Source organism: Mycobacterium sp. MYCO198283 (assembly GCF_021213805.1).
GTDB lineage: Bacteria > Actinomycetota > Actinomycetes > Mycobacteriales > Mycobacteriaceae > Mycobacterium.
Genome location: NZ_JAJQJI010000003.1, coordinates 183,454 through 201,780, shown reverse-complemented (window position 1 = coordinate 201,780; position 18,327 = coordinate 183,454). Strand labels below are relative to the sequence as shown.

Sequence of the window (18,327 nt, the reverse complement as noted above, 5' to 3'; positions counted from 1 at the left end):
CCCGCACAGCAGCAAGGACCCGCAGCGCATGTCGAACCCACCAGGGCCCGACCAGTACGGCACTTCCCCGGGGAGCCCCTCGGATCCCGAGGCGCCCACCGATGAGATGCCGGTCAACCGCGGCGAGGATCCGTCGGCGGCCCCCACCGAGGTGTTCGCCGCCGCGCCGCAGCCCGGCGGCGGGGAGGACCACCACGGCAGCGAGCGGCGGTTCACCGCACCCGGTTTCGACGCCGGGTCCACACAGGTCATCGCGTCGTCGCCGCCGCAGGAACCCGCCACCGAGGTGTTCGCGGCGGCCGCCCCGCCACCTCCGACCAAGCCGCCGCCGCAGACCGTGCCGCCGCGCGAACCCGGCCACAAGCCGCCGGGGCGCCACCGGCCCTGGGGCTGGATCGTGGCCGTGGTGCTGGTGATCGCCGCGCTGGCGGCCGTCGCCGTGCTCGGCACCATGCTGCTGACCCGCGGGGGCGACACCGCCAAGTCCAAGGAGGACGCGGTCCGCGACACCATCATGGAGTTCGGCGCGGCCATCAAGCGCGGCGACCTCGCAAAGCTGCGCAGCATGACCTGCGGCACCAAGCGCGACGGCTACGTCAAGATCAACGAGGCGTCCTGGAAGACCACCCACGACCGGGTCATGAAGGCCAAGGAGTATCCGGTCATCGCCAGCATCGACCAGGTGGTGGTGAACGGCGACCACGCCGAAGCCAACGTCACCACCTTCATGGCGAAGGACCCGTCGGTGAAGTCCACCCGCAGCTTCGACCTGCAGTTCACCGACAACGAGTGGAAGATCTGCCAGGCGCCCGGTAGCTAACGGGAAATGCTCCGGCCGGCCGAGTGCAGGTCCTGGCACGCTTGGACCACCCGGGCGCTCATCGCCGCCTCCGCCTGCTTCAGATAGCTGCGCGGGTCATAGGCCTTCTTGTCGCCCACCTCGCCGTCGACCTTGAGCACGCCGTCGTAGCGGGTGAACATGTGCGCGGCGACGGGCCGGGTGAACGCGTACTGCATGTCGGTGTCGACGTTCATCTTCACCACGCCGTAGCGCAGCGACTCCTCGATCTCGCTCTTGAGTGAGCCGGAGCCGCCGTGGAACACGAAGTCGAACGGCGTGGCGTCGGCGGGCAACCCGAGCTTGGCGGCGGCCACGCGCTGGCCCGCGGCCAGCACCTCGGGCCGCAGCGTCACGTTGCCCGGCTTGTAGACGCCGTGCACGTTGCCGAACGTCGCGGCCAGCAGGTAGCGGCCGCGTTCACCCGCGCCGAGGGCGTCGACGGTCTTCTCGAAGTCCTCGTCGGTGGTGTAGAGCTTGTCGTTGATCTCGGCTTCGACGCCGTCCTCCTCGCCGCCGACCACGCCGATCTCCACCTCGAGCACGACCTTCGCCGCGGCGGCCCGGGCGAGCAGCTCCTGCGCGATCGCCAGGTTCTCGTCGACGGGCACCGCGGACCCGTCCCACATGTGCGACTGGAACAGCGGGTCGCGGCCCGCGCGTACCCGCTCCTCCGACAGCGCCAGCAGCGGCCGCACATAGCTGTCGAGTTTGTCCTTCGGGCAGTGGTCGGTGTGCAGCGCGACGGTCACCGGATAGCGCGCCGCCACCACGTGGGCGAACTCGGCGAGCGCGACGGCCCCGGTCACCATGTCCTTGACGCCCAGCCCGGAGCCGAATTCCGCACCGCCGGTGGAGAATTGGATGATGCCGTCGCTGCCGGCGTCGGCGAAGCCCTTCATGGCGGCGTTGATGGTCTCCGACGAGGTGCAGTTGACGGCGGGGAAGGCGTAGCCGTCGTTCTTCGCGCGATCCAGCATCTCGGCGTAGGCCCCCGGGGTGGCGATCGGCATGAGCCGAAGTATCGCAGGTCAGCGCCGAGTTCACCGGGTGAGTGCGCGTTGCGTTGTGAAGCGGCGCGCCGGGCCGACGCGGCGCCGCCGGTATCTTGGGGTGCCATGACCTCCACCCTCGCGGCCGCCGGCGATCAGTTGGCGCTGATGCCGGACTTCCTGGACCCGATGACGCTGCTCGGCTACTTCGGAACCTGGGCGCTGGTGGGGCTCCTGGTGGTGATCTTCGTCGAGTCCGGCGTGCTGTTCCCGGTGCTCCCGGGCGATTCCCTGCTGTTCGTCGCCGGCATGCTGGCCGCCGGCACCGCCGCCGCCGCCGAACGGGGCGCCGAACCCGTCAACTTCCAGCTCTGGCAGCTGCTGGTGTTCATCCCGCTCGCGGCCATCGCCGGCGGGCAGGTGGGCTACTGGATCGGCCGCAACGTCGGTACCGCGATGTTCAAGCCGGACGCCCGGGTGCTCAAGCAGAAGTATCTGGACCAGGCGCACGTCTTCTTCGAGGAGCGCGGCCCGTTCGCCATCGTCATCGCCCGCTTCGTACCGATCGTGCGGACGCTGGCGCCCCTCACCGCGGGCGCCGCCCGCATGAAGTACCCGGTGTTCGCGTTCTACAACATCCTCGGCGCCGTCGTCTGGGGCGTCGGGCTGACGCTGATCGGCTACTGGCTGGGCCAGTTCGAGATCATCCAGAAGCTGCTCGAACCGATCTTCATCGCGATCGTGCTGGTGTCGGTGGCCCCGATGGTCGTCGAGTACTACAAGCGGCGCCGCGCGGCCAGCCGGCTCGGCACCAGCGGCGACGAGCCCGCCGTCGACTCCCCGTACCTAGAAGGCGGGGCGTAGCACCTCGGCGAGCTCGCGCAGCGCCGGCCGCGGGTCGTAGGCCGGGTCGCCGTCGCCGAGCACCTGGACGACGACGTGGTCGGCCCCGGCATCGAGGTGCGCGGTGACCGCCGCCGCGGCGTCCGCGACCGACCCCTGCCCCACGATCGCGCGGGCCAGCCGATCCGACCCGCCGCGCACCAGGTCCGATTCGTCGAAGCCCTGCCGCAGCCAGGAGTTCCGGTAGTTCGGCAGCCCGCTGTAGACCTCCAGGTGCAGGTGCGCGCGGCGGCGCTGCTCGTCGGCGTCGCCGCCGACGACGACGGCCTGCTCGGAGACGACCCACTTGTCCGGGCCGAGGATGTCGCGGGTGACGCGGGTCTGCTCCGGCACCACCAGGTACGGGTGCGCGCCGTCGGCATGCGTGCCCGACAGCTCGATCATCTTCGGGCCGAGCGCGGCGAGCAGCCGGACCGGGCGGCCGGGACCAGGCTCGATCTGCTCGGGGATCGCCGACATCTTCTCCAGGTAGGACCGCATGGTGGCCAGCGGCTTGGCGTAGGTGCCGCCGAGGCCGCGCTCGACGAGCGGGCCGTGGCTGACACCGAGCCCGAGCACGAACCGCCGGTCATGGAGCGCGTTGAGGGTGCGGGCACCGATCTCGGCGGCGCCGGGCAGCCGGACGTGGATGTTGGCGATACCGGTGCCGATGATCAGCCGCTCGGTGGCGGCCAGGAACGCCGCGCCCTGGCTCATCACCTCCTTGAAGCCGACCTCGGGGATGAACAGCGAGCCGTAGCCCATGTCCTCGATGTCGCGGGCGATCTGCTGCGCGGTCCTGATCGGGAACGCCTCGGCGGCCCACCACACGCCGATCCGTGCGGGGAAATGGATCGCCGGGCGGGTGGCGGGCGAGGACTCAGCGCGGGTGGCGGGCGAGGGCTCAAGACGTTCGGTCACGGGGTGGTCCGCTCGGTCACGGCGTGCGCGGCCTCCATCAGCATCCAGCCTGACAACTGCACCGACAGGTCGCGTTCGGGCACCGTCGACGGGTTGACCGCGCCGCCCTCGAATGTCCCGCCCTCGTCGCCGGCCTGCGGAAGCTGGGCAGCCTTCGTCCAGTCGTTGCCGAACAGCGGCAGTCCGGCTACGGTCTGCCGGTTCTGCCACGCCCCGTCGGCCGACGTGAGCACGATGCGCCGGGCGGTCGCGCGGGCGTGTTCGTCGGCGTCGGTGTCGCCGGGCAGGTCGGTCGCCACCAGCGCAAGATAGCGGGCCAGCACGCCGGGGAACAGCCCGCCGTCGCCGCCGCCACCGCCCTTGACGACGCCGTCGGTGGTCATGTGGTCGGCGACCGCGTCGATCAGCCGGTGCACCCGCGCGGCGTGCCGCCCGTCGCTGGTGCGCACCGCCAGTTCGGTCTCCAACCCCAGCACCACACCCTGGCAGTAGGTGTACTGCGCCCGGACCAGCGAGCCGGCTTTGATGCCGTCGAAGACCAGGTGGGTTTCCGGGTCGACGAGGGTCTCGTCGATCCAGTCGGCCAGCTGCTGGGCGCGGCGCAGCTTGCCGTAGCGGGCGAGGAAGATACCCGCGGGCCCGTTGGACGGGGCGTTGAAGAACTGGTCCTGTTTGCGCCACGGGATGCCGCCGCCGTCCTCGGGCACCCACGCGGACATGAACTGCTCGGCGAGCGTGCGCAGCGCGCGGTCGCGGTCGACGCCGGCGAGGCGACGGGCCCGCTCCAGCGCAATCGCCAGCCACGCCATGTCGTCGTAGTAGGAGTTGGTCCAGCGCCCGAGGTTGCGGAGCCGGTGACCGCGGGCCTGCCGGGCGATCCGCGCGCGGCGCTGCGGCTGCGGGTCGCGGACCTCGGCGTCGACCAGCGTGTCCAACAGGTGCGCCTGCCACCAGTAGTGCCAGCGGGCGAACCACCGGTCGCGCGACGACGGCGGCCAGCCGATGAGGCCGAGCTGCGTGCCGGGCAGGTGCCACAGCGGTCGCAGGTGGCGGGTGACGATGGCGGTCTCGGCGGTACCGGCCCGATTGGCCCACTGCTGATCCATGCCCGAATCCTGCCCTACCAGGCCTGCGTCAGGTCGGCATGCTGCCGGATCCACGCGTGCATCGCGATCCCGGCGGCGACCGCGGCGTTGATGCTGCGCGTCGAGCCGAACTGGGCGATCGACACCGTCACCGCCGAGCCGAGCCGCGCCTCGGTGGTGATGCCGGGACCCTCCTGCCCGAAGATCAGCAGGCAGTCGCGCGGAAGCACGGTCTCCTCCAGCCGCACCGCGCCCGGCACGTTGTCCACCGCCACCGCCGTCAGCCCCCCGGCCGCCGCGAACCCCAGCAGTTCGTCGGTGGTGTCGTGGTGGCGCAGCCGCTGGTAGCGGTCGGTGACCATGGCGCCGCGCCGGTTCCAGCGGCGGCGGCCGACGATGTGAACGGTGTCGACGGCGAACGCGTTGGCGGTGCGCACCACGGCGCCGATGTTGGCGTCGTTGCCGAAGTTCTCGATCGCGACGTGCAGCCGGTGGCGGCGGCGGTCGATGTCGGCGACGATCGCCTCGCGCGTCCAGTAGCGGTAGGCGTCGACGACGTTGCGGGTGTCGCCGTCGCGGAGCAGCTGCGGGTCGTAGCGCGGGTCGTCGGGCAGCGGACCGTTCCAGGGCCCGACGCCGGGCGCGGCTCCCCATTCGGTCGGTCCCGGGTCGCGTCCGGGATCGTCAGTCACGGCTGGTCCACAGCCCGGCGTGGGTGGCCACCACCGTCACCGTGGGATAGAGCAGCGCGGCGTTGATCTCGCCCTGCGTGCACAGCGACACCTCGGTCTTCACCGCGTCGAGCGTGGTGTCGGGCAGCACGAGCACCGACGCGCCGTACGCCTCGCAGGCGTAGCTGAGGCCTTCGCCGGGCAGCGTCGGCGCGGCGACCACCATCATCGGGCCGCCGCGGGCCAGCGAGTCGTCGCGGTAGCGCTCGGCGAGCCCGCTGATGGTGAGGCCGAGCAGCATGTAGCCGTTGCCGGTGAACACCGTGGCGTCGCCGAGCGCGGCCTCGGTGAGCTGGCGGCCGTCGGCCCGGAACGCCTCGACGCTGGTGGTCTGCACCACCAGCCCGGTGTCCGATGCGCTCGTCGGCAGCACGCCGACCGGGAACGCTGCCGGATAGGCGACGGCCGTGCCCGCCATGCGGTCGGCGGGCGAGTAGGCGTACACCCCGCGCACCGGAGCCTGGTCCTTCATCGGGCCGAGGCAGACCGTGCCCGTCATGCGGTCCGGCGTCGCCGACAGCTCGGTCACCGGCGTCTGCACGCGGTCGCAGCTGCCCAGGCCGGTCGCCTCGATCGGATGCGGCAGCGTGCCGTAGAGCCCGAACCGGATGTCCTCCGGCTTGGCGCGCGGCGCACCGGGCTCCGCCGGCGCGGCGTCCACGTCGACCATGACGTGGTTGGCGTCGAAGCGCAGGTTGGCCAGCGTGATGTTCCAGCCGAGCAGCGCCAGCGACTCCCCCACCTTCGCGGTCTCGGCGCCGTAGGCCCGGACGTCGTCGTCTCCGCAGCCCGCGACGACCACCAGCAGCACGCTCAGCGCGGCAAGCAGTCTGCGCACTACGGCCGTCGCGCCGGCTCAGGTCCGGCCACGGCCCTGGCCGAACCGATTCGTCAACGCCCGCACCAATTCCCGCGGCACGAGCCGCCCGGCGGTGGTGAGCACCTTGTACTGCAGGCCCGGGACGATGACGACCCTGCCCTTCGCCACGTCGGCCAGGCACGCGTCCACCACGTCGTCGACCTGCAGCCACAGCAGCGCCGGCCGGTTGCCGGTGTCGATCCCGGCGCGGTCGTGGAACTCGGTGTGGACGAAGCCCGGGCACAGCGCGTGGACGGTGACGCCGGTGCCGGAGAGCCCGCCCGCCAGGCCTTCGGAGAACGACACGACGTACGCCTTAGATGCCGAGTACGTGGAGCCGCGGCCCGACAGCAGCCCGGCGACGCTCGCCACGTTGATGACGGTGCCGCGACCGGCGTCGATCATGGCGGGCAGCGCGGCGCGGGTGAGCCGCATGACGGCGGTGACGTTGACGTCGAGCTGGCGCTGCAGCAGCGCGGGGTCGGCCGTCCAGAACTCGCCGGACGTGCCGAAGCCAGCGTTGTTCACCAGCACGTCCACGCCGCGGGCGAGCCGCTCGGCGACCCGCTCCCGATCCTGCGCGGCGGCGAGGTCGGCGACCAGCACCTCGCTGTCGGCGCCGTGGGAACCCAGGAGCTCATCGGCGAGCGCCTGGAGCGCCGATTCGTTGCGGGCCACCAGCACCAGGTCGTGGCCGTCGGCGGCGTAGCGGCGGGCAAAGCCCGCGCCGATGCCCGACGTCGGACCGGTGATCAGCGCGACGGGAGGTGGCATCGGTTACGACTGGTAGCTGCGCGGCGTCTGCCGGCCGGCGCGCGGCTGCGCGGGACGCGGCGACTGCTCGGGACGACGGGCTTCGCGTGCCGCCTCGCCGCGGGGCCGTTCCGTCCGCGGGAGGTCGGGCCGCGAGCCCTCTCGCGGCGTGTCGGGACGGGAGGTGTCGGCGCGCGGGGCGTCGGGCCGCGACCCTTCCCGCGCCGGTCCGGTGGGCCGCCCGGGCGCACCGTTGCGGCGCGGCGCGGCGCCGGCGGGGATGGACCGCGGCGTCGGCGGCAGCACCCGCAGCAGGTCGTTGAACTGCCGCACCGTGCGCAGGCCCTCGTCCCACTGCGCGCGCGAACTGGTGATCGGCATGCTGACCAGCGTCCAGTTCTGCTCGTTCCACATGATCTCGGCGCAGTCCGGGGCGGTGTGGGCGAACGTCACCATCCGGCGGTCGCAGGCCCGGCGCGCCGCGTCGAGGTTGGTCGAATAGACCATCCGCGGGCCGATGGCGCCGAGCAGCCAGATGTCGTTCTCGCGCGGCTCCTTGAGCCCCTTGAGCCGCATGTCGATGACGACGTTGGTGCCCACCTTGCGGTGCAGCGCGATGACGGTCGCGACGTCTTCGAGGTCGAAGACGTACACCGCCTCGCCGCGGATCTGCCCGAGCACGACGTTTCGCGCGGTCACGTCACCGACCGTCGACATGACGCCCCGCTTCCAGCGGGACAGGATCTCCCGGGATTCGGGCTCGTAGTCGAAGCCGTGCGAGCGTGCCCAGGACCGGCGACGCCGGCCGTGGCCGCGCCGCCGCCCGAGATCGACGTACAGCAGCACGCCGGCGCCCACGAAGCAGAGCGCAGACAGCGTGAACCAGAGTGGAACCATTGGTCCTAGCCTATCTGCTGAGCGCGCTGACGCCAGAACCCTTGCGGGTCACGACCTCGTCACAGCGCGAGACTGCGGCCGGATCGCGTTTCGTCGGGAAGCCACGATCCGACCGCAGTGTCGGCATCGGCGGACGTCAGCCCAGGACCAGCGATTCGCCGTCCGGGCTGACGTTGACGGGCACCACGTCGCCGTCGTGCACCTCGCCGGCGAGCAGCATCTTCGCCAACTGGTCGCCGATGGCCTGCTGCACGAGCCGCCGCAGCGGCCGGGCGCCGTACACCGGGTCGAAGCCGCGCGACGCGAGCCACCGCTTCGCCGGCAGCGACACCTCCAGGTGCAGCCGCCGCTGCGCCAGCCGCTTGCCCAGCTGCGCCAGCTGGATGTCGACGATCTGCACCAGCTCCTCGGGGTTGAGCCCGTCGAAGATGATGACGTCGTCGAGCCGGTTGATGAACTCCGGCTTGAACGCCGAGCGGACCGCGTTCATGACGAACTCCTCGTCACCGCCCGAGCCGAGGTTCGACGTCAGGATCAGGATGGTGTTGCGGAAGTCCACCGTGCGGCCCTGGCCGTCGGTGAGCCGGCCCTCGTCGAGCACCTGCAGCAGCACGTCGAACACGTCCGGGTGCGCCTTTTCGATCTCGTCGAACAGCACCACCGTGTACGGCCGCCGCCGCACCGCCTCGGTGAGCTGGCCGCCCTGGTCGTAGCCCACGTAGCCCGGCGGCGCACCGACGAGGCGGGCGACCGAGTGCTTCTCGCCGTACTCGCTCATGTCGATGCGGACCATCGCGCGCTCGTCGTCGAACAGGAAGTCCGCCAGGGCCTTCGCCAGCTCGGTCTTACCGACGCCGGTGGGGCCCAGGAACATGAACGACCCGGTCGGACGGTTCGGGTCGGCGACACCGGCCCGGCTGCGGCGCACGGCGTCAGACACGGCCTGCACGGCCCTGCGCTGGCCCACGACGCGGCGGCCCAGCTCGTCCTCCATGCGCAGCAGCTTGGCGGTCTCGCCCTCGAGCAGCCGGCCCGCCGGGATACCGGTCCACGCCGACACCACTTCGGCGATGTCGTCGGGGCCGACCTCCTCCTTGAGCATCACGTCCTCGCGGGCCTGCGCCTGCGGGAGCGCGGCCTCGAGCTTCTTCTCGACCTCCGGGATGCGGCCGTAGCGCAGCTCGGCGGCCTTGGCCAGATCGCCGTCGCGTTCGGCGCGCTCGGACTCGCCGCGCAACGTCTCCAGCTGCTCCTTGAGCTCGCGCACCGTGTCGATGGCGTTCTTCTCGTTCTGCCACCGGGTGGTGAGCTCGGCCAACTTCTCGCGGTGATCGGCCAGCTCGGCGCGCAGCTTCTCCAGCCGTTCCTTCGAGGCGTCGTCGGACTCCTTCTCCAGCGCCATCTCCTCGATCTCGAGCCGGCGGACCACGCGCTCCACCTCGTCGACCTCGACGGGCCGCGAGTCGATCTCCATGCGCAGCCGCGACGCCGCCTCGTCGACCAGGTCGATCGCCTTGTCCGGCAGGAAGCGCGCGGTGATGTAGCGGTCGGACAGCGTTGCCGCCGCCACCAGCGCGGAGTCGGTGATGCGCACGCCGTGGTGCACCTCGTAGCGGTCCTTGAGGCCGCGCAGGATGCCCACGGTGTCCTCGACCGACGGCTCGCCGACGAACACCTGCTGGAAGCGACGTTCCAGTGCGGCGTCCTTCTCGATGTACTTGCGATACTCGTCGAGCGTGGTGGCGCCGACCAACCGCAGCTCGCCGCGGGCCAGCATCGGCTTGATCATGTTGCCGGCGTCCATCGCCGATTCGCCGGTCGCGCCGGCGCCGACGATGGTGTGCAGCTCGTCGATGAACGTGATGACCTGTCCGGCCGAGTTCTTGATGTCGTCGAGCACGGCCTTGAGCCGCTCCTCGAACTCGCCGCGGTACTTGGCGCCGGCCACCATCGAGCCGAGGTCGAGCGCGATGACGGTCTTGTCGCGCAGGCTCTCGGGCACGTCGCCGGCGACGATCCGCTGCGCCAGCCCCTCGACGATGGCCGTCTTGCCGACGCCGGGCTCGCCGATCAGCACCGGGTTGTTCTTGGTGCGGCGGGACAGCACCTGCACCACGCGCCGGATCTCGTTGTCACGGCCGATGACCGGGTCGAGCTTGCCCTCGCGGGCGCGCGCGGTCAGGTCGGTCGAGTACTTCTCGAGCGCCTGGTAGGTGCCTTCGGGATCCGGGCTGGTTACCCGCGCGCTGCCACGCACCTTGACGAACGCCTCGCGCAGCGCCTGCGGCGAGGCGCCGCTGCCGGCGAGCAGCTTCGCGACGTCCGAGTCGCCGGTCGCGAGGCCGACGAGCAGGTGCTCGGTGGAGACGTATTCGTCGTCCATCTCGGTGGCGAGCTGCTGCGCCGCGGTGATCGCGGCCAGCGATTCGCGGCTCAGCTGCGGCGTCGAGTTGGCGCCGGACGCCTTGGGCAGCCGGTCGACCAGCCGCTCGGCCTCGGCGCGGATGCTCGCGGGGTTGACGCCGACCGCTTCGAGCAGCGGCGCGGCGATGCCGTCGGTTTGGGTCAGCAGTGCCATCAACAGATGGGCGGGCCGGATCTCGGGGTTACCGGCGGCCGTCGCCGCCTGCAACGCCGACGTGAGCGCCGCCTGGGTCTTCGTGGTCGGGTTGAACGAGTCCACGACGGTCCTCCGATCCTTCGGGTGGGTGAACGAACTTGTCGTTTGGTCTAACGTGCGCGAGGTTGAGTCTGTTCCGCTCAAGTCTAACAATTTCGAGCTGATTCGATCAGCGCTGGGCGGCCACGCCGTCACTGCGTCGAACGTATGATCGAACGGTGGGCAAGCTCCCGTCGATCGGATACAACGGGCAGCCGGTGGAGCCGCCGTTTCGGGTGGTCCGGCCGCCGGTCACCGTGCTCGTCGACCTGACGACCCTGTTCCCTCGCCGCCCGCACCGCACCGGCCGCTACCACCCGCACGGCCTGCAGCTGCACAAGGTCGTCGAGGGCTCGCTGACCTGCTGGGGCCTGTGCGAACAGGGCGACTGGTGGGGGCTGGTCACCTACGACGTCAGCTACGGCGCCGCCAAGCGCCCGGTCACCCACTGGATCCCGGCGTGGACGCTGCGCCGCAAACCATGACCGGCTGCAGAAGGACGCACCCCTGAGCTGGCGTCGCACCGGGGCTTCGAGGAAGGTGGAGACATGCGTTACAACCCGCCGCCGCACTGGCCGCCACCGCCGCCGGGCTGGGTTCCGCCGCCCGGGTGGCAGCCGGATCCGGCGTGGGGTCCGCCGCCCCCGGGGTGGCCGCTGTGGGTGGACGACGCCGGCTATCCGCTGGCGCCGCCGCGGCCGAACCGCATGCCGTGGATCCTCGGCGGCATCGCCATCCTGGCGGTCGTGGCGGTGGTGATGGTCGTGCTGATCACCACCGTCGGCGCCCGGAGCTCCGACGCCGAACAGATCCGCGCGACGGTGGACAACATGGAGGACGCCTTCAACGCCGGCGACGCGACACGGTTCCGGCAGTACCTGTGCGGCGCCGAGCAGTCGAAGTTCGGGGCGGGCGACCTGCCGGCGGGGCTCGGCGCGGCCATCGACATCACCGTCCACTCGATCACCGTCACCGGCTCGTCGGCCTCGGTCGACGTGGACCTCGCCGTGAACTTCGCCGGCATGGCGGACAGCAACAGCGACCAGTGGAGGTTCGTCCGCGAGGACGGCGATTGGAAGTGGTGCGGCAGCTGAACAGCGGCTCGACGCTGGTCGCGGTCACGGGCGGTAAGCCCCATACACTCGGCGGGCGTGGGACTCGAGGATCGACAGGCGCTGACCAGCCTGCGCGCCGCCGTCGACCCGCAGTGCGGCGGCGACACCCTGATGCGCGAGTTCTACATCCGCTGGTTCGCGCTCGACCCCGCCGTGCGCGATCTGTTCCCCCCTGACCTGCACCAGCAGCGGGCGGCGTTCGGCGCCGCGCTGAGCTGGGTGCTCGACGAGCTGATCGAGCAGCGCGCGCAGGAGCCGGTCGCCTTCTTGGCGCAGCTCGGCCGCGATCACCGCAAGTACGGCGTGACGGCGCCGCACTACGCCAGCATGCAACGGGCGCTGCGCAGCAGCCTGCGCCACCACCTCGGCGACGCCTGGGACGACGCCGTCGCCGACACCTGCGACCAGCTGCTGGCGCTGTTCGTGGGGGTGATGAGCGGCGCGGCCGACGCCGAGAGCGGGCCGCCGTGGTGGGACGGCACCGTGATCGAACACCACCGGGTGTCGCGCGACATTGCCGTGGTGCGGCTGCAGCTCGACCGGCCGATGCCCTACCTGCCCGGCCAGTACGTGAAAGTCGCCGTGCCGCAATGCCCCCGGCGGTGGCGGTACCTGAGCCCGTCAATCCCCGCCGATCCGGGCGGCGGCATCGAGTTCCACGTCCGCACCGTCGCCGGCGGGCTCATGAGCACCGCGATCGTGGCGGAGACCACGCCGGGGCAGCGCTGGCGCCTCTCCAACCCGCACGGCGGCATGGAGGTCGACCGCGGCGGCGAGGACGTGCTGATGGTGGCGGGCAGCACCGGGCTCGCGCCGCTGCGGGCGATCATCATGGACATGACCCGCTTCGGCGTGAACCCGCGGGTGCACCTGTTCTACGGCGCGCGCTACCCCTGTGAGCTCTACGACCTGCCGACGCTGTGGCAGATCGCCTCGCACAACCCGTGGCTGTCGGTGTCGCCGGTGTCGGAGTACCGCGGCAACCCGCCGTGGGCCGGCGACTACCCCGACCCGGAGCCGCCCCGCGGGCTGCACGTCCGCCAGATCGGCCGGCTGCCCGAGGTGGTGACCCGCTACGGCGCCTGGGGCGACCGGCAGATCCTGATCAGCGGCGGCCCGCAGATGGTCGCCGCGACGCGGGCGGCCCTCATCGCCCGGGGCGCTCCGGCGGAACGTATTCAGCACGACCCGATCGGGTAACACCTGCGGATGAGCGATTTGCAGACCGTCACGCTGCGCGACGCCGCGTCGGCGCTGGCCGCCACGTTCGTGCCCGAGGCGGGCATGGTCGGCGTCTCGCTGGCCGACGACGGGGTAGAGCTCTTGGGCCAGCGCCGCGGCCTCGACGCCTACCGCCGCGCCGGCAAGACCATGGGTCTGCCGATCCTGTACCCGTGGGCCAACCGCCTCAGCGGGCCGACCTACTCGGTCGGGGACACCGACGTCACGGTGTCGACGGACTCCCCGCGGGTGCGCGCCGACGAGCACGGCCTGCCGATCCACGGCACCCTGTCGGCGTATCCGGGCTGGCGGCTCGGCGACGTCGGCGCCGACACGCTCACCGCGTCGTGCGACTTCGGCGCCGACCCGGACCTGCTCGCGACGTTCCCGTTCCCGCACCTGCTGGCGGTGGCGGTGTCGCTGGCCGACCGGACGCTGACCGTCACCACCACCGTCACACCGACCGGCGACGCCGCGGTGCCGATCTGCTACGGCTACCACCCGTACCTCACGCTGCCCGGCGCGGCGCGCACCGAGTGGTGCATCGAGCTGCCGGCCATGCGCCACCAGCTCGCCGACGGCCTGGGCATCCCGACCGGCGAATGGGTGCCGTCCTCGGCGGCGGTGCGGCCACTGGGGACGCGGGCCTGGGACGACGGCTTCACCGGCGTGCCCGAGGCCGCGACGTTCGCCGTCACCGGCGGCGGCCGGCGCATCGAGGTGGTGTTCGACCGCGGCTTCCCGGCGACGCAGGTGTTCGCGCCGACGTCGGAGGACGTGGTGTGCTTCGAGCCGATGACGGCGCCCACCGACGCGCTGCGCCGCGGCGGCTACCGGCTGGCGGAGCCGGGCGAACCCGACGTCACCCGGTTCTCGATCAGGATCGCGGATTAGGGCTGCCGCGCCGCGGCTGCCACACCACCACGGCGGTGCTCTTCGGCAGCACCGCGAGGTCGCGGCGCTGCTTGCCCCGCAATTCCTCGACCTCGGCGGTGAGCTCCTTGATCCGCGACTGCAGGGCCTCGACCTGGTTGGTCAGCTCGATGATCCGTTTGATGCCCGCGAGGTTGACGCCCTCGTCCTGCGACAACCGCTGCACCTCGCGGAGCAGGTCGACGTCGTGCTGCGAATAGCGCCGTCCGCCGCCGCTGGTGCGCCGCGGGCGGACCAGGCCGAGCCGGTCGTAGGTGCGCAGCGTCTGGGCGTGCATGCCGGCCAGCTCGGCGGCCACCGAGATCAGGAACGTCCGGCTCGACGCGTTGGAGTCCTGCGAGCTCACCGGGGCACCTCGCTCGTCGCGCAAGCGCTCATCGGGAACCAGCCCATCCGGCGCGCGGATCGAAGCCGCTCTCCTTCTCGGCCGTCGCGTAGGCCTCCAGCGCTTCTCGCGCCTCGCCGTCGAGGTTCGGCGGCACCGCGACCTTCACCGTCACCAGCAGGTCGCCGTTCCCGCCGTTCCGCTTGGGGACGCCGCGGCCGCGGACCCGCAGGATCCGGCCGTCGGAGGTGCCCTTCGGCACCCGCACGCCCACCTTGCCGTCGAGCGTCGGGACGCTGAGCGTCGTGCCGAGGGCCAGCTCGTGGAAGCTGACCGGCACCGTCACGGTGAGGTCGTCGCCGTCGCGGCCGAACACCTTGTCCGGGCGGACGTGCACCGTCACGTACAGGTCGCCCGACGGCGCGCCGCGCAGCCCGGCCTCCCCCTGCCCGGGCAGCCGGATGCGCTGCCCGTCCTCGACGCCCGGCGGGATCCGGACGTTGATGGTCCGGGTGCGGGTGATGACGCCGGTGCCCTTACATTCGCTGCAGGGGTGCTCGATGATCGAGCCGCTGCCGCGACACTCGGTGCACGGTTCGGAGAACCCGAAGGCACCCTGGTTGCGGCTGACGACGCCGGCCCCGTTGCAGTTCGGGCACACCTTGGGGCTGGTGCCCGGGCGCGCGCCGCTGCCGTGGCAGTTGGTGCACGGCGCCGGGCTGGTGAGCCGCAGCGGCATCTCGACACCCTTGGTGGCCTCGACGAAGCTCAGCTCCGTCTCGGTCTCCATGTCGTTGCCGCGGCGCGGCCGGCTGGCGCGCGGCGGTGCCGCACCCCGGCCGAACAGCCCGCCGAACAGGTCCCCGATGGTGGCGCCGCCGGTCTGGCCGGCGGCGTCGAACAGGTCGTTGAGGTTGAACTCCATCGAGTCCGCGCCACCGGCGCCGCCGCCGAAGCCACCGAAATTGCCGCCGTTGAAGCCGCGACCCCGGCCGAAGCCGCCACCGGCGAACAGCCGGCGGGTCTCGTCGTACTCCTTGCGCTTCTCCTTGTCGAGCAGCACGTCGCGGGCCTCGCCGACGGCCTTGTACCGCTCGTCGGCCTCCGGGTTGTTCGGGTTGCGGTCGGGATGGTTCTCGGCGAGCAGCTTCTTGGCCACCCGCTTGATCTCGTCCTCGCTGGCGTCGGAAGAGACGCCCAGCACTTTGTAGAAGTCCTTTTCGACCCACTCACGTTGCACCATGTCGCGTCACCTCCTCACCAAGAGCGTCAGTGGTGAAACCGGCCGGTGGGCGATCGCACCGCCACCGGCCGGTTTCCTACGATTCTGCGTTCGATTCTGCGTTGCTCTCCGCTGATTCGTCCTGTGCCTGCGCCGACTCGCCGCTCGCTGTGCTGTCGACGGTGTCGCCACCTGATGCTCCTTCGTCGAGCGGTTCGTCGACCACGCCGACCAGCGCGTGCCGCAGCACGTGGTCGCCGAGTCGGTAGCCGCGCCGCATGACGGCGCTCACCACCGGATTCGAGCCGTCACCCTCGTGCTGCACGGCCTCGTGCAGCGACGGGTCGAACGCGTCGCCGACGTCGCCGAACGGCACCAGGCCGAGGGTGGTGACCACGCCGGCCAGCTTGTCGGCCACGGCCTTCAACGGACCCGAGTCGAGGTCGCCGTGGCTGCGGGCGCGGTCGAGGTCGTCGAGCACGCCCAAGAGTTCGGTCACCACCGCGGCCTTGCCGCGCTCGGCGGCGAGCTGCTGATCGCGCAGCGCCCGGCGGCGGTAGTTGGCGAAGTCGGCCTGCACGCGCTGCAGGTCGGCGGTCAGCTCGGCGACCTTGTCGTCGGCACTGTCGGCCGGAGCCGCCGGCGCCGGCTCACCGGGAGCCGGGCCGGCGGATTCCGGTTCGCGGATCTCACCGGTCACAGGATCGATGCGTCGCTTGTCGGTGACGGTCACCGGCTCGGGCGAATCGTTCTCGTGGTTGGTGGGTGGTGTCACTTGTGCTCCCGGTCATCGTCGACGACCTCGGCGTCCACGACGTCATCCTGCCCGGACCCCGCGCCGGCGCTCTCGCCGCCGGCCTGCCCGGCCTGCGTGGCCTCGTAGATCGCCTGGCCCAGCGCCTGGCTCTCGACGCCCAGCTTCTCCATCGCGGACTTGATCGCCGAGATGTCGGTGCCCGCGAGCGCCGTCTTGGCCTCGGCGATGGCGCCGTCGACCTTGCTCAGCGTCTCCTCGGGAACCTTCGATCCGCCTTCGGCCTCCCGCTGCTCCTTGACGAACTTCTCCGTCTGGTAGACCAGCGTCTCGGCCTGGTTGCGGACGTCGGCCTCCTCGCGGCGCTTGCGGTCTTCCTCGGCGTGCGCCTCGGCGTCCTTGATCATCCGGTCGATCTCTTCCTTGGAGAGGCCGGAGCCCTCCTGGATGCGGATCGTGTTCTCCTTGCCGGTGCCCTTGTCCTTCGCGGTGACGTGCACGATGCCGTTGGCGTCGATGTCGAACGTCACCTCGATCTGCGGCACGCCGCGCGGCGCCGGCGGGATGCCCGTCAGCTCGAAGCTGCCGAGCAGCTTGTTGTGCGCCGCGATCTCGCGCTCGCCCTGGAAGACCTGGATCTGCACCGACGGCTGGTTGTCGTCCGCAGTGGTGAAGGTCTCGCTGCGCTTGGTCGGGATGGTGGTGTTGCGCTCGATCAGCTTGGTCATCACGCCGCCCTTGGTCTCGATGCCGAGGCTCAGCGGGGTGACGTCGAGCAGCAGGACGTCCTTGACCTCGCCCTTGAGGACGCCGGCCTGCAGCGCGGCGCCGACGGCGACGACCTCGTCGGGGTTGACGCCCTTGTTCGGCTCCTTGCCGCCGGTCATCTCCTTGACCAGGTCGCTCACCGCGGGCATGCGGGTCGAGCCGCCGACCAGCACGACGTGGTCGATGTCGGCCACCGAGATGCCGGCGTCCTTGACCACCTGCTGGAACGGCTTGCGGGTGCGGTCGAGCAGGTCCTGGGTGATGCGCTGGAACTCGGCGCGCGACAGCTGCTCGTCGAGGAACAGCGGGTTCTTGTCGGCGTCGACGGTGATGTAGGGCAGGTTGATCGAGGTGCTCTGCGAGCTCGACAGCTCGATCTTGGCCTTCTCGGCCGCCTCACGCAGCCGCTGCATCGCCATCTTGTCCTTGGTCAGGTCGATGCCGCTGGTGCCCTTGAACTTGTCGACCAGCCAGTCGACGATGCGCTGGTCCCAGTCGTCGCCGCCCAGGTGGTTGTCACCGCTGGTGGCCCGCACCTCGACGACGCCGTCGCCGATCTCCAGCAACGACACGTCGAACGTGCCACCACCGAGGTCGAAGACCAGGATGGTCTGTTCCTTCTCGCCCTTGTCCAGGCCGTAGGCCAGCGCGGCCGCCGTCGGCTCGTTGACGATGCGCAGCACGTTGAGACCGGCGATCTGGCCGGCTTCCTTCGTGGCCTGGCGCTGGGCGTCGTTGAAGTACGCCGGCACGGTGATGACGGCGTCGGTGATGTCCTCGCCCAGGTACGCCTCGGCGTCGCGCTTGAGCTTCATGAGGATGCGCGCGCTGATCTCCTGCGGCGTGTACTTCTTGCCGTCGATCTCCACCGACCAGTCGGTGCCGATGTGGCGCTTGACCGAGCGGATGGTCCGGTCGACGTTCGTGACCGCCTGGTTCTTGGCGGGCTGACCGACGAGCACCTCGCCGTTACGCGCGAACGCAACGACCGACGGCGTGGTGCGGGCACCCTCGGAGTTCGCGATGACCGTCGGGTCGCCACCTTCCAGGACCGCGACGACGGAGTTGGTGGTCCCGAGGTCGATTCCGACCGCACGAGCCATGTTCATTCCTCCTGATAGCTACTGTCTGCACTTGGATGAGTGAGTTTGGCTCAAGTCTGCTCTCGCCGATGGCAGCGAGTCAAGCGGAAGTTGAGCCGCAGACACTCAAGTTGTCGCTTCTGCCAACGGGCGGCCGGCGGCTTTTGTTCCGACCAGCCCGGTCCGGCACGCGGTCGGCGTCCCCGGCCGACGGCGGCGCATCGACATGTCGCTTTGCCCTGACGCGTCATGTCGCCCACCTATGTGCAGGTTGGCTAACGACCCCTGTC

18 protein-coding genes are annotated in these 18,327 nt (G+C 71.1%); 6 read left to right on the top strand and 12 right to left on the bottom strand.

What is annotated here, in order from left to right; genetic code table 11:
• Positions 1-28: 28 nt before the first annotated feature.
• On the top strand, positions 29-820 hold the full coding sequence (locus LV457_RS07540; RefSeq protein WP_232170167.1) for a DUF4878 domain-containing protein: 792 nt from the start codon (positions 29-31) through the stop codon (positions 818-820).
• Here the strand turns inward: LV457_RS07540 and fbaA are convergent.
• Positions 817-1,851: a class II fructose-bisphosphate aldolase gene (gene fbaA / locus LV457_RS07535; RefSeq protein WP_232170166.1), complete on the bottom strand. Its 1,035-nt coding sequence runs from the start codon at positions 1,849-1,851 to the stop codon at positions 817-819. The two genes, LV457_RS07540 and fbaA, sit on opposite strands and share 4 nt — an antisense overlap.
• A 105-nt stretch (positions 1,852-1,956) precedes the next feature.
• On the opposite strand from fbaA, the gene LV457_RS07530 reads away from it, so the two are divergent.
• Positions 1,957-2,694: a DedA family protein gene (locus tag LV457_RS07530; RefSeq protein ID WP_232170165.1), complete on the top strand. Its 738-nt coding sequence runs from the start codon at positions 1,957-1,959 to the stop codon at positions 2,692-2,694.
• Here the strand turns inward: LV457_RS07530 and LV457_RS07525 are convergent.
• The 7 genes from LV457_RS07525 to clpB form a co-directional block, all read right to left on the bottom strand.
• A complete protein-coding gene (locus LV457_RS07525) occupies positions 2,677-3,567 on the bottom strand; it encodes an LLM class F420-dependent oxidoreductase (RefSeq protein WP_374198771.1) in 891 nt (296 codons plus the stop codon). The genes LV457_RS07530 and LV457_RS07525 overlap by 18 nt on opposite strands.
• Before the next feature lie 62 nt (positions 3,568-3,629).
• On the bottom strand, positions 3,630-4,739 hold the full coding sequence (locus LV457_RS07520) for a glycoside hydrolase family 76 protein (protein ID WP_232170163.1): 1,110 nt from the start codon (positions 4,737-4,739) through the stop codon (positions 3,630-3,632).
• A gap of 14 nt (positions 4,740-4,753) precedes the next feature.
• Positions 4,754-5,410, bottom strand: coding sequence for an RNA methyltransferase (locus LV457_RS07515; RefSeq protein ID WP_232170162.1), 657 nt, complete (start codon positions 5,408-5,410; stop codon positions 4,754-4,756).
• A complete protein-coding gene (locus LV457_RS07510) occupies positions 5,403-6,287 on the bottom strand; it encodes a hypothetical protein (protein WP_374198758.1) in 885 nt (294 codons plus the stop codon). The genes LV457_RS07515 and LV457_RS07510 overlap by 8 nt, the downstream gene beginning before the upstream one ends.
• Positions 6,288-6,305: 18 nt before the next feature.
• A complete protein-coding gene (locus tag LV457_RS07505; RefSeq protein WP_232170161.1) occupies positions 6,306-7,082 on the bottom strand; it encodes an SDR family oxidoreductase in 777 nt (258 codons plus the stop codon).
• A 3-nt stretch (positions 7,083-7,085) separates the two neighbouring features.
• The gene (gene ttfA / locus LV457_RS07500) at positions 7,086-7,958 is read right to left on the bottom strand and encodes a trehalose monomycolate transport factor TtfA (RefSeq protein WP_232170160.1); all 873 of its coding nucleotides are present in this window, start codon (positions 7,956-7,958) and stop codon (positions 7,086-7,088) included.
• A gap of 136 nt (positions 7,959-8,094) precedes the next feature.
• Positions 8,095-10,641 carry an ATP-dependent chaperone ClpB gene (gene clpB, locus LV457_RS07495; RefSeq protein WP_232170159.1) on the bottom strand — a complete coding sequence of 849 codons (2,547 nt, stop codon included), beginning with the start codon at positions 10,639-10,641 and terminating at the stop codon, positions 8,095-8,097.
• A 155-nt stretch (positions 10,642-10,796) separates the two neighbouring features.
• Here clpB and LV457_RS07490 point away from each other — a divergent pair, with 155 nt between their 5' ends.
• From LV457_RS07490 to LV457_RS07475, 4 genes are all read left to right on the top strand, one after another.
• The gene (locus LV457_RS07490) at positions 10,797-11,102 is read left to right on the top strand and encodes a hypothetical protein (protein WP_232170158.1); all 306 of its coding nucleotides are present in this window, start codon (positions 10,797-10,799) and stop codon (positions 11,100-11,102) included.
• Between the two features lie 63 nt (positions 11,103-11,165).
• On the top strand, positions 11,166-11,711 hold the full coding sequence (locus tag LV457_RS07485) for a hypothetical protein (protein ID WP_232170157.1): 546 nt from the start codon (positions 11,166-11,168) through the stop codon (positions 11,709-11,711).
• A 57-nt stretch (positions 11,712-11,768) separates the two neighbouring features.
• Positions 11,769-12,932, top strand: a complete 1,164-nt coding sequence (locus LV457_RS07480; protein ID WP_232170156.1) for an FAD-binding oxidoreductase — start codon at positions 11,769-11,771, stop codon at positions 12,930-12,932.
• An 18-nt stretch (positions 12,933-12,950) separates the two neighbouring features.
• Positions 12,951-13,847 (top strand): aldose 1-epimerase, encoded by an 897-nt coding sequence (locus LV457_RS07475; RefSeq protein ID WP_232170432.1) that lies wholly within the window; start codon positions 12,951-12,953, stop codon positions 13,845-13,847.
• On the opposite strand, the gene LV457_RS07470 is transcribed toward LV457_RS07475, so the two are convergent.
• From LV457_RS07470 to dnaK, 4 genes are all read right to left on the bottom strand, one after another.
• A complete protein-coding gene (locus LV457_RS07470) occupies positions 13,831-14,232 on the bottom strand; it encodes a heat shock protein transcriptional repressor HspR (RefSeq protein ID WP_308192174.1) in 402 nt (133 codons plus the stop codon). The genes LV457_RS07475 and LV457_RS07470 overlap by 17 nt on opposite strands.
• Before the next feature lie 28 nt (positions 14,233-14,260).
• Positions 14,261-15,454, bottom strand: coding sequence for a molecular chaperone DnaJ (gene dnaJ, locus LV457_RS07465; RefSeq protein WP_232170155.1), 1,194 nt, complete (start codon positions 15,452-15,454; stop codon positions 14,261-14,263).
• Between the two features lie 76 nt (positions 15,455-15,530).
• On the bottom strand, positions 15,531-16,208 hold the full coding sequence (gene grpE / locus LV457_RS07460; protein WP_232170154.1) for a nucleotide exchange factor GrpE: 678 nt from the start codon (positions 16,206-16,208) through the stop codon (positions 15,531-15,533).
• On the bottom strand, positions 16,205-18,058 hold the full coding sequence (dnaK, locus tag LV457_RS07455; RefSeq protein ID WP_232170153.1) for a molecular chaperone DnaK: 1,854 nt from the start codon (positions 18,056-18,058) through the stop codon (positions 16,205-16,207). Before dnaK ends, grpE begins: the two co-directional genes overlap by 4 nt.
• Positions 18,059-18,327 lie beyond the last annotated feature (269 nt).

Excerpts from the sequence above, each read along its gene's own strand:
- LV457_RS07530 (WP_232170165.1), top strand. The coding sequence starts at position 1,957 with ATGACCTCCACCCTCGCGGCCGCCGGCGATCAGTTGGCGCTGATGCCG.
- LV457_RS07520 (WP_232170163.1), bottom strand. The coding sequence starts at position 4,739 with ATGGATCAGCAGTGGGCCAATCGGGCCGGTACCGCCGAGACCGCCATC.
- LV457_RS07540 (WP_232170167.1), top strand. The coding sequence starts at position 29 with ATGTCGAACCCACCAGGGCCCGACCAGTACGGCACTTCCCCGGGGAGC.
- dnaJ (WP_232170155.1), bottom strand. The coding sequence starts at position 15,454 with ATGGTGCAACGTGAGTGGGTCGAAAAGGACTTCTACAAAGTGCTGGGC.
- dnaK (WP_232170153.1), bottom strand. The coding sequence starts at position 18,058 with ATGGCTCGTGCGGTCGGAATCGACCTCGGGACCACCAACTCCGTCGTC.
- LV457_RS07505 (WP_232170161.1), bottom strand. The coding sequence starts at position 7,082 with ATGCCACCTCCCGTCGCGCTGATCACCGGTCCGACGTCGGGCATCGGC.
- ttfA (WP_232170160.1), bottom strand. The coding sequence starts at position 7,958 with ATGGTTCCACTCTGGTTCACGCTGTCTGCGCTCTGCTTCGTGGGCGCC.
- LV457_RS07485 (WP_232170157.1), top strand. The coding sequence starts at position 11,166 with ATGCGTTACAACCCGCCGCCGCACTGGCCGCCACCGCCGCCGGGCTGG.
- fbaA (WP_232170166.1), bottom strand. The coding sequence starts at position 1,851 with ATGCCGATCGCCACCCCGGGGGCCTACGCCGAGATGCTGGATCGCGCG.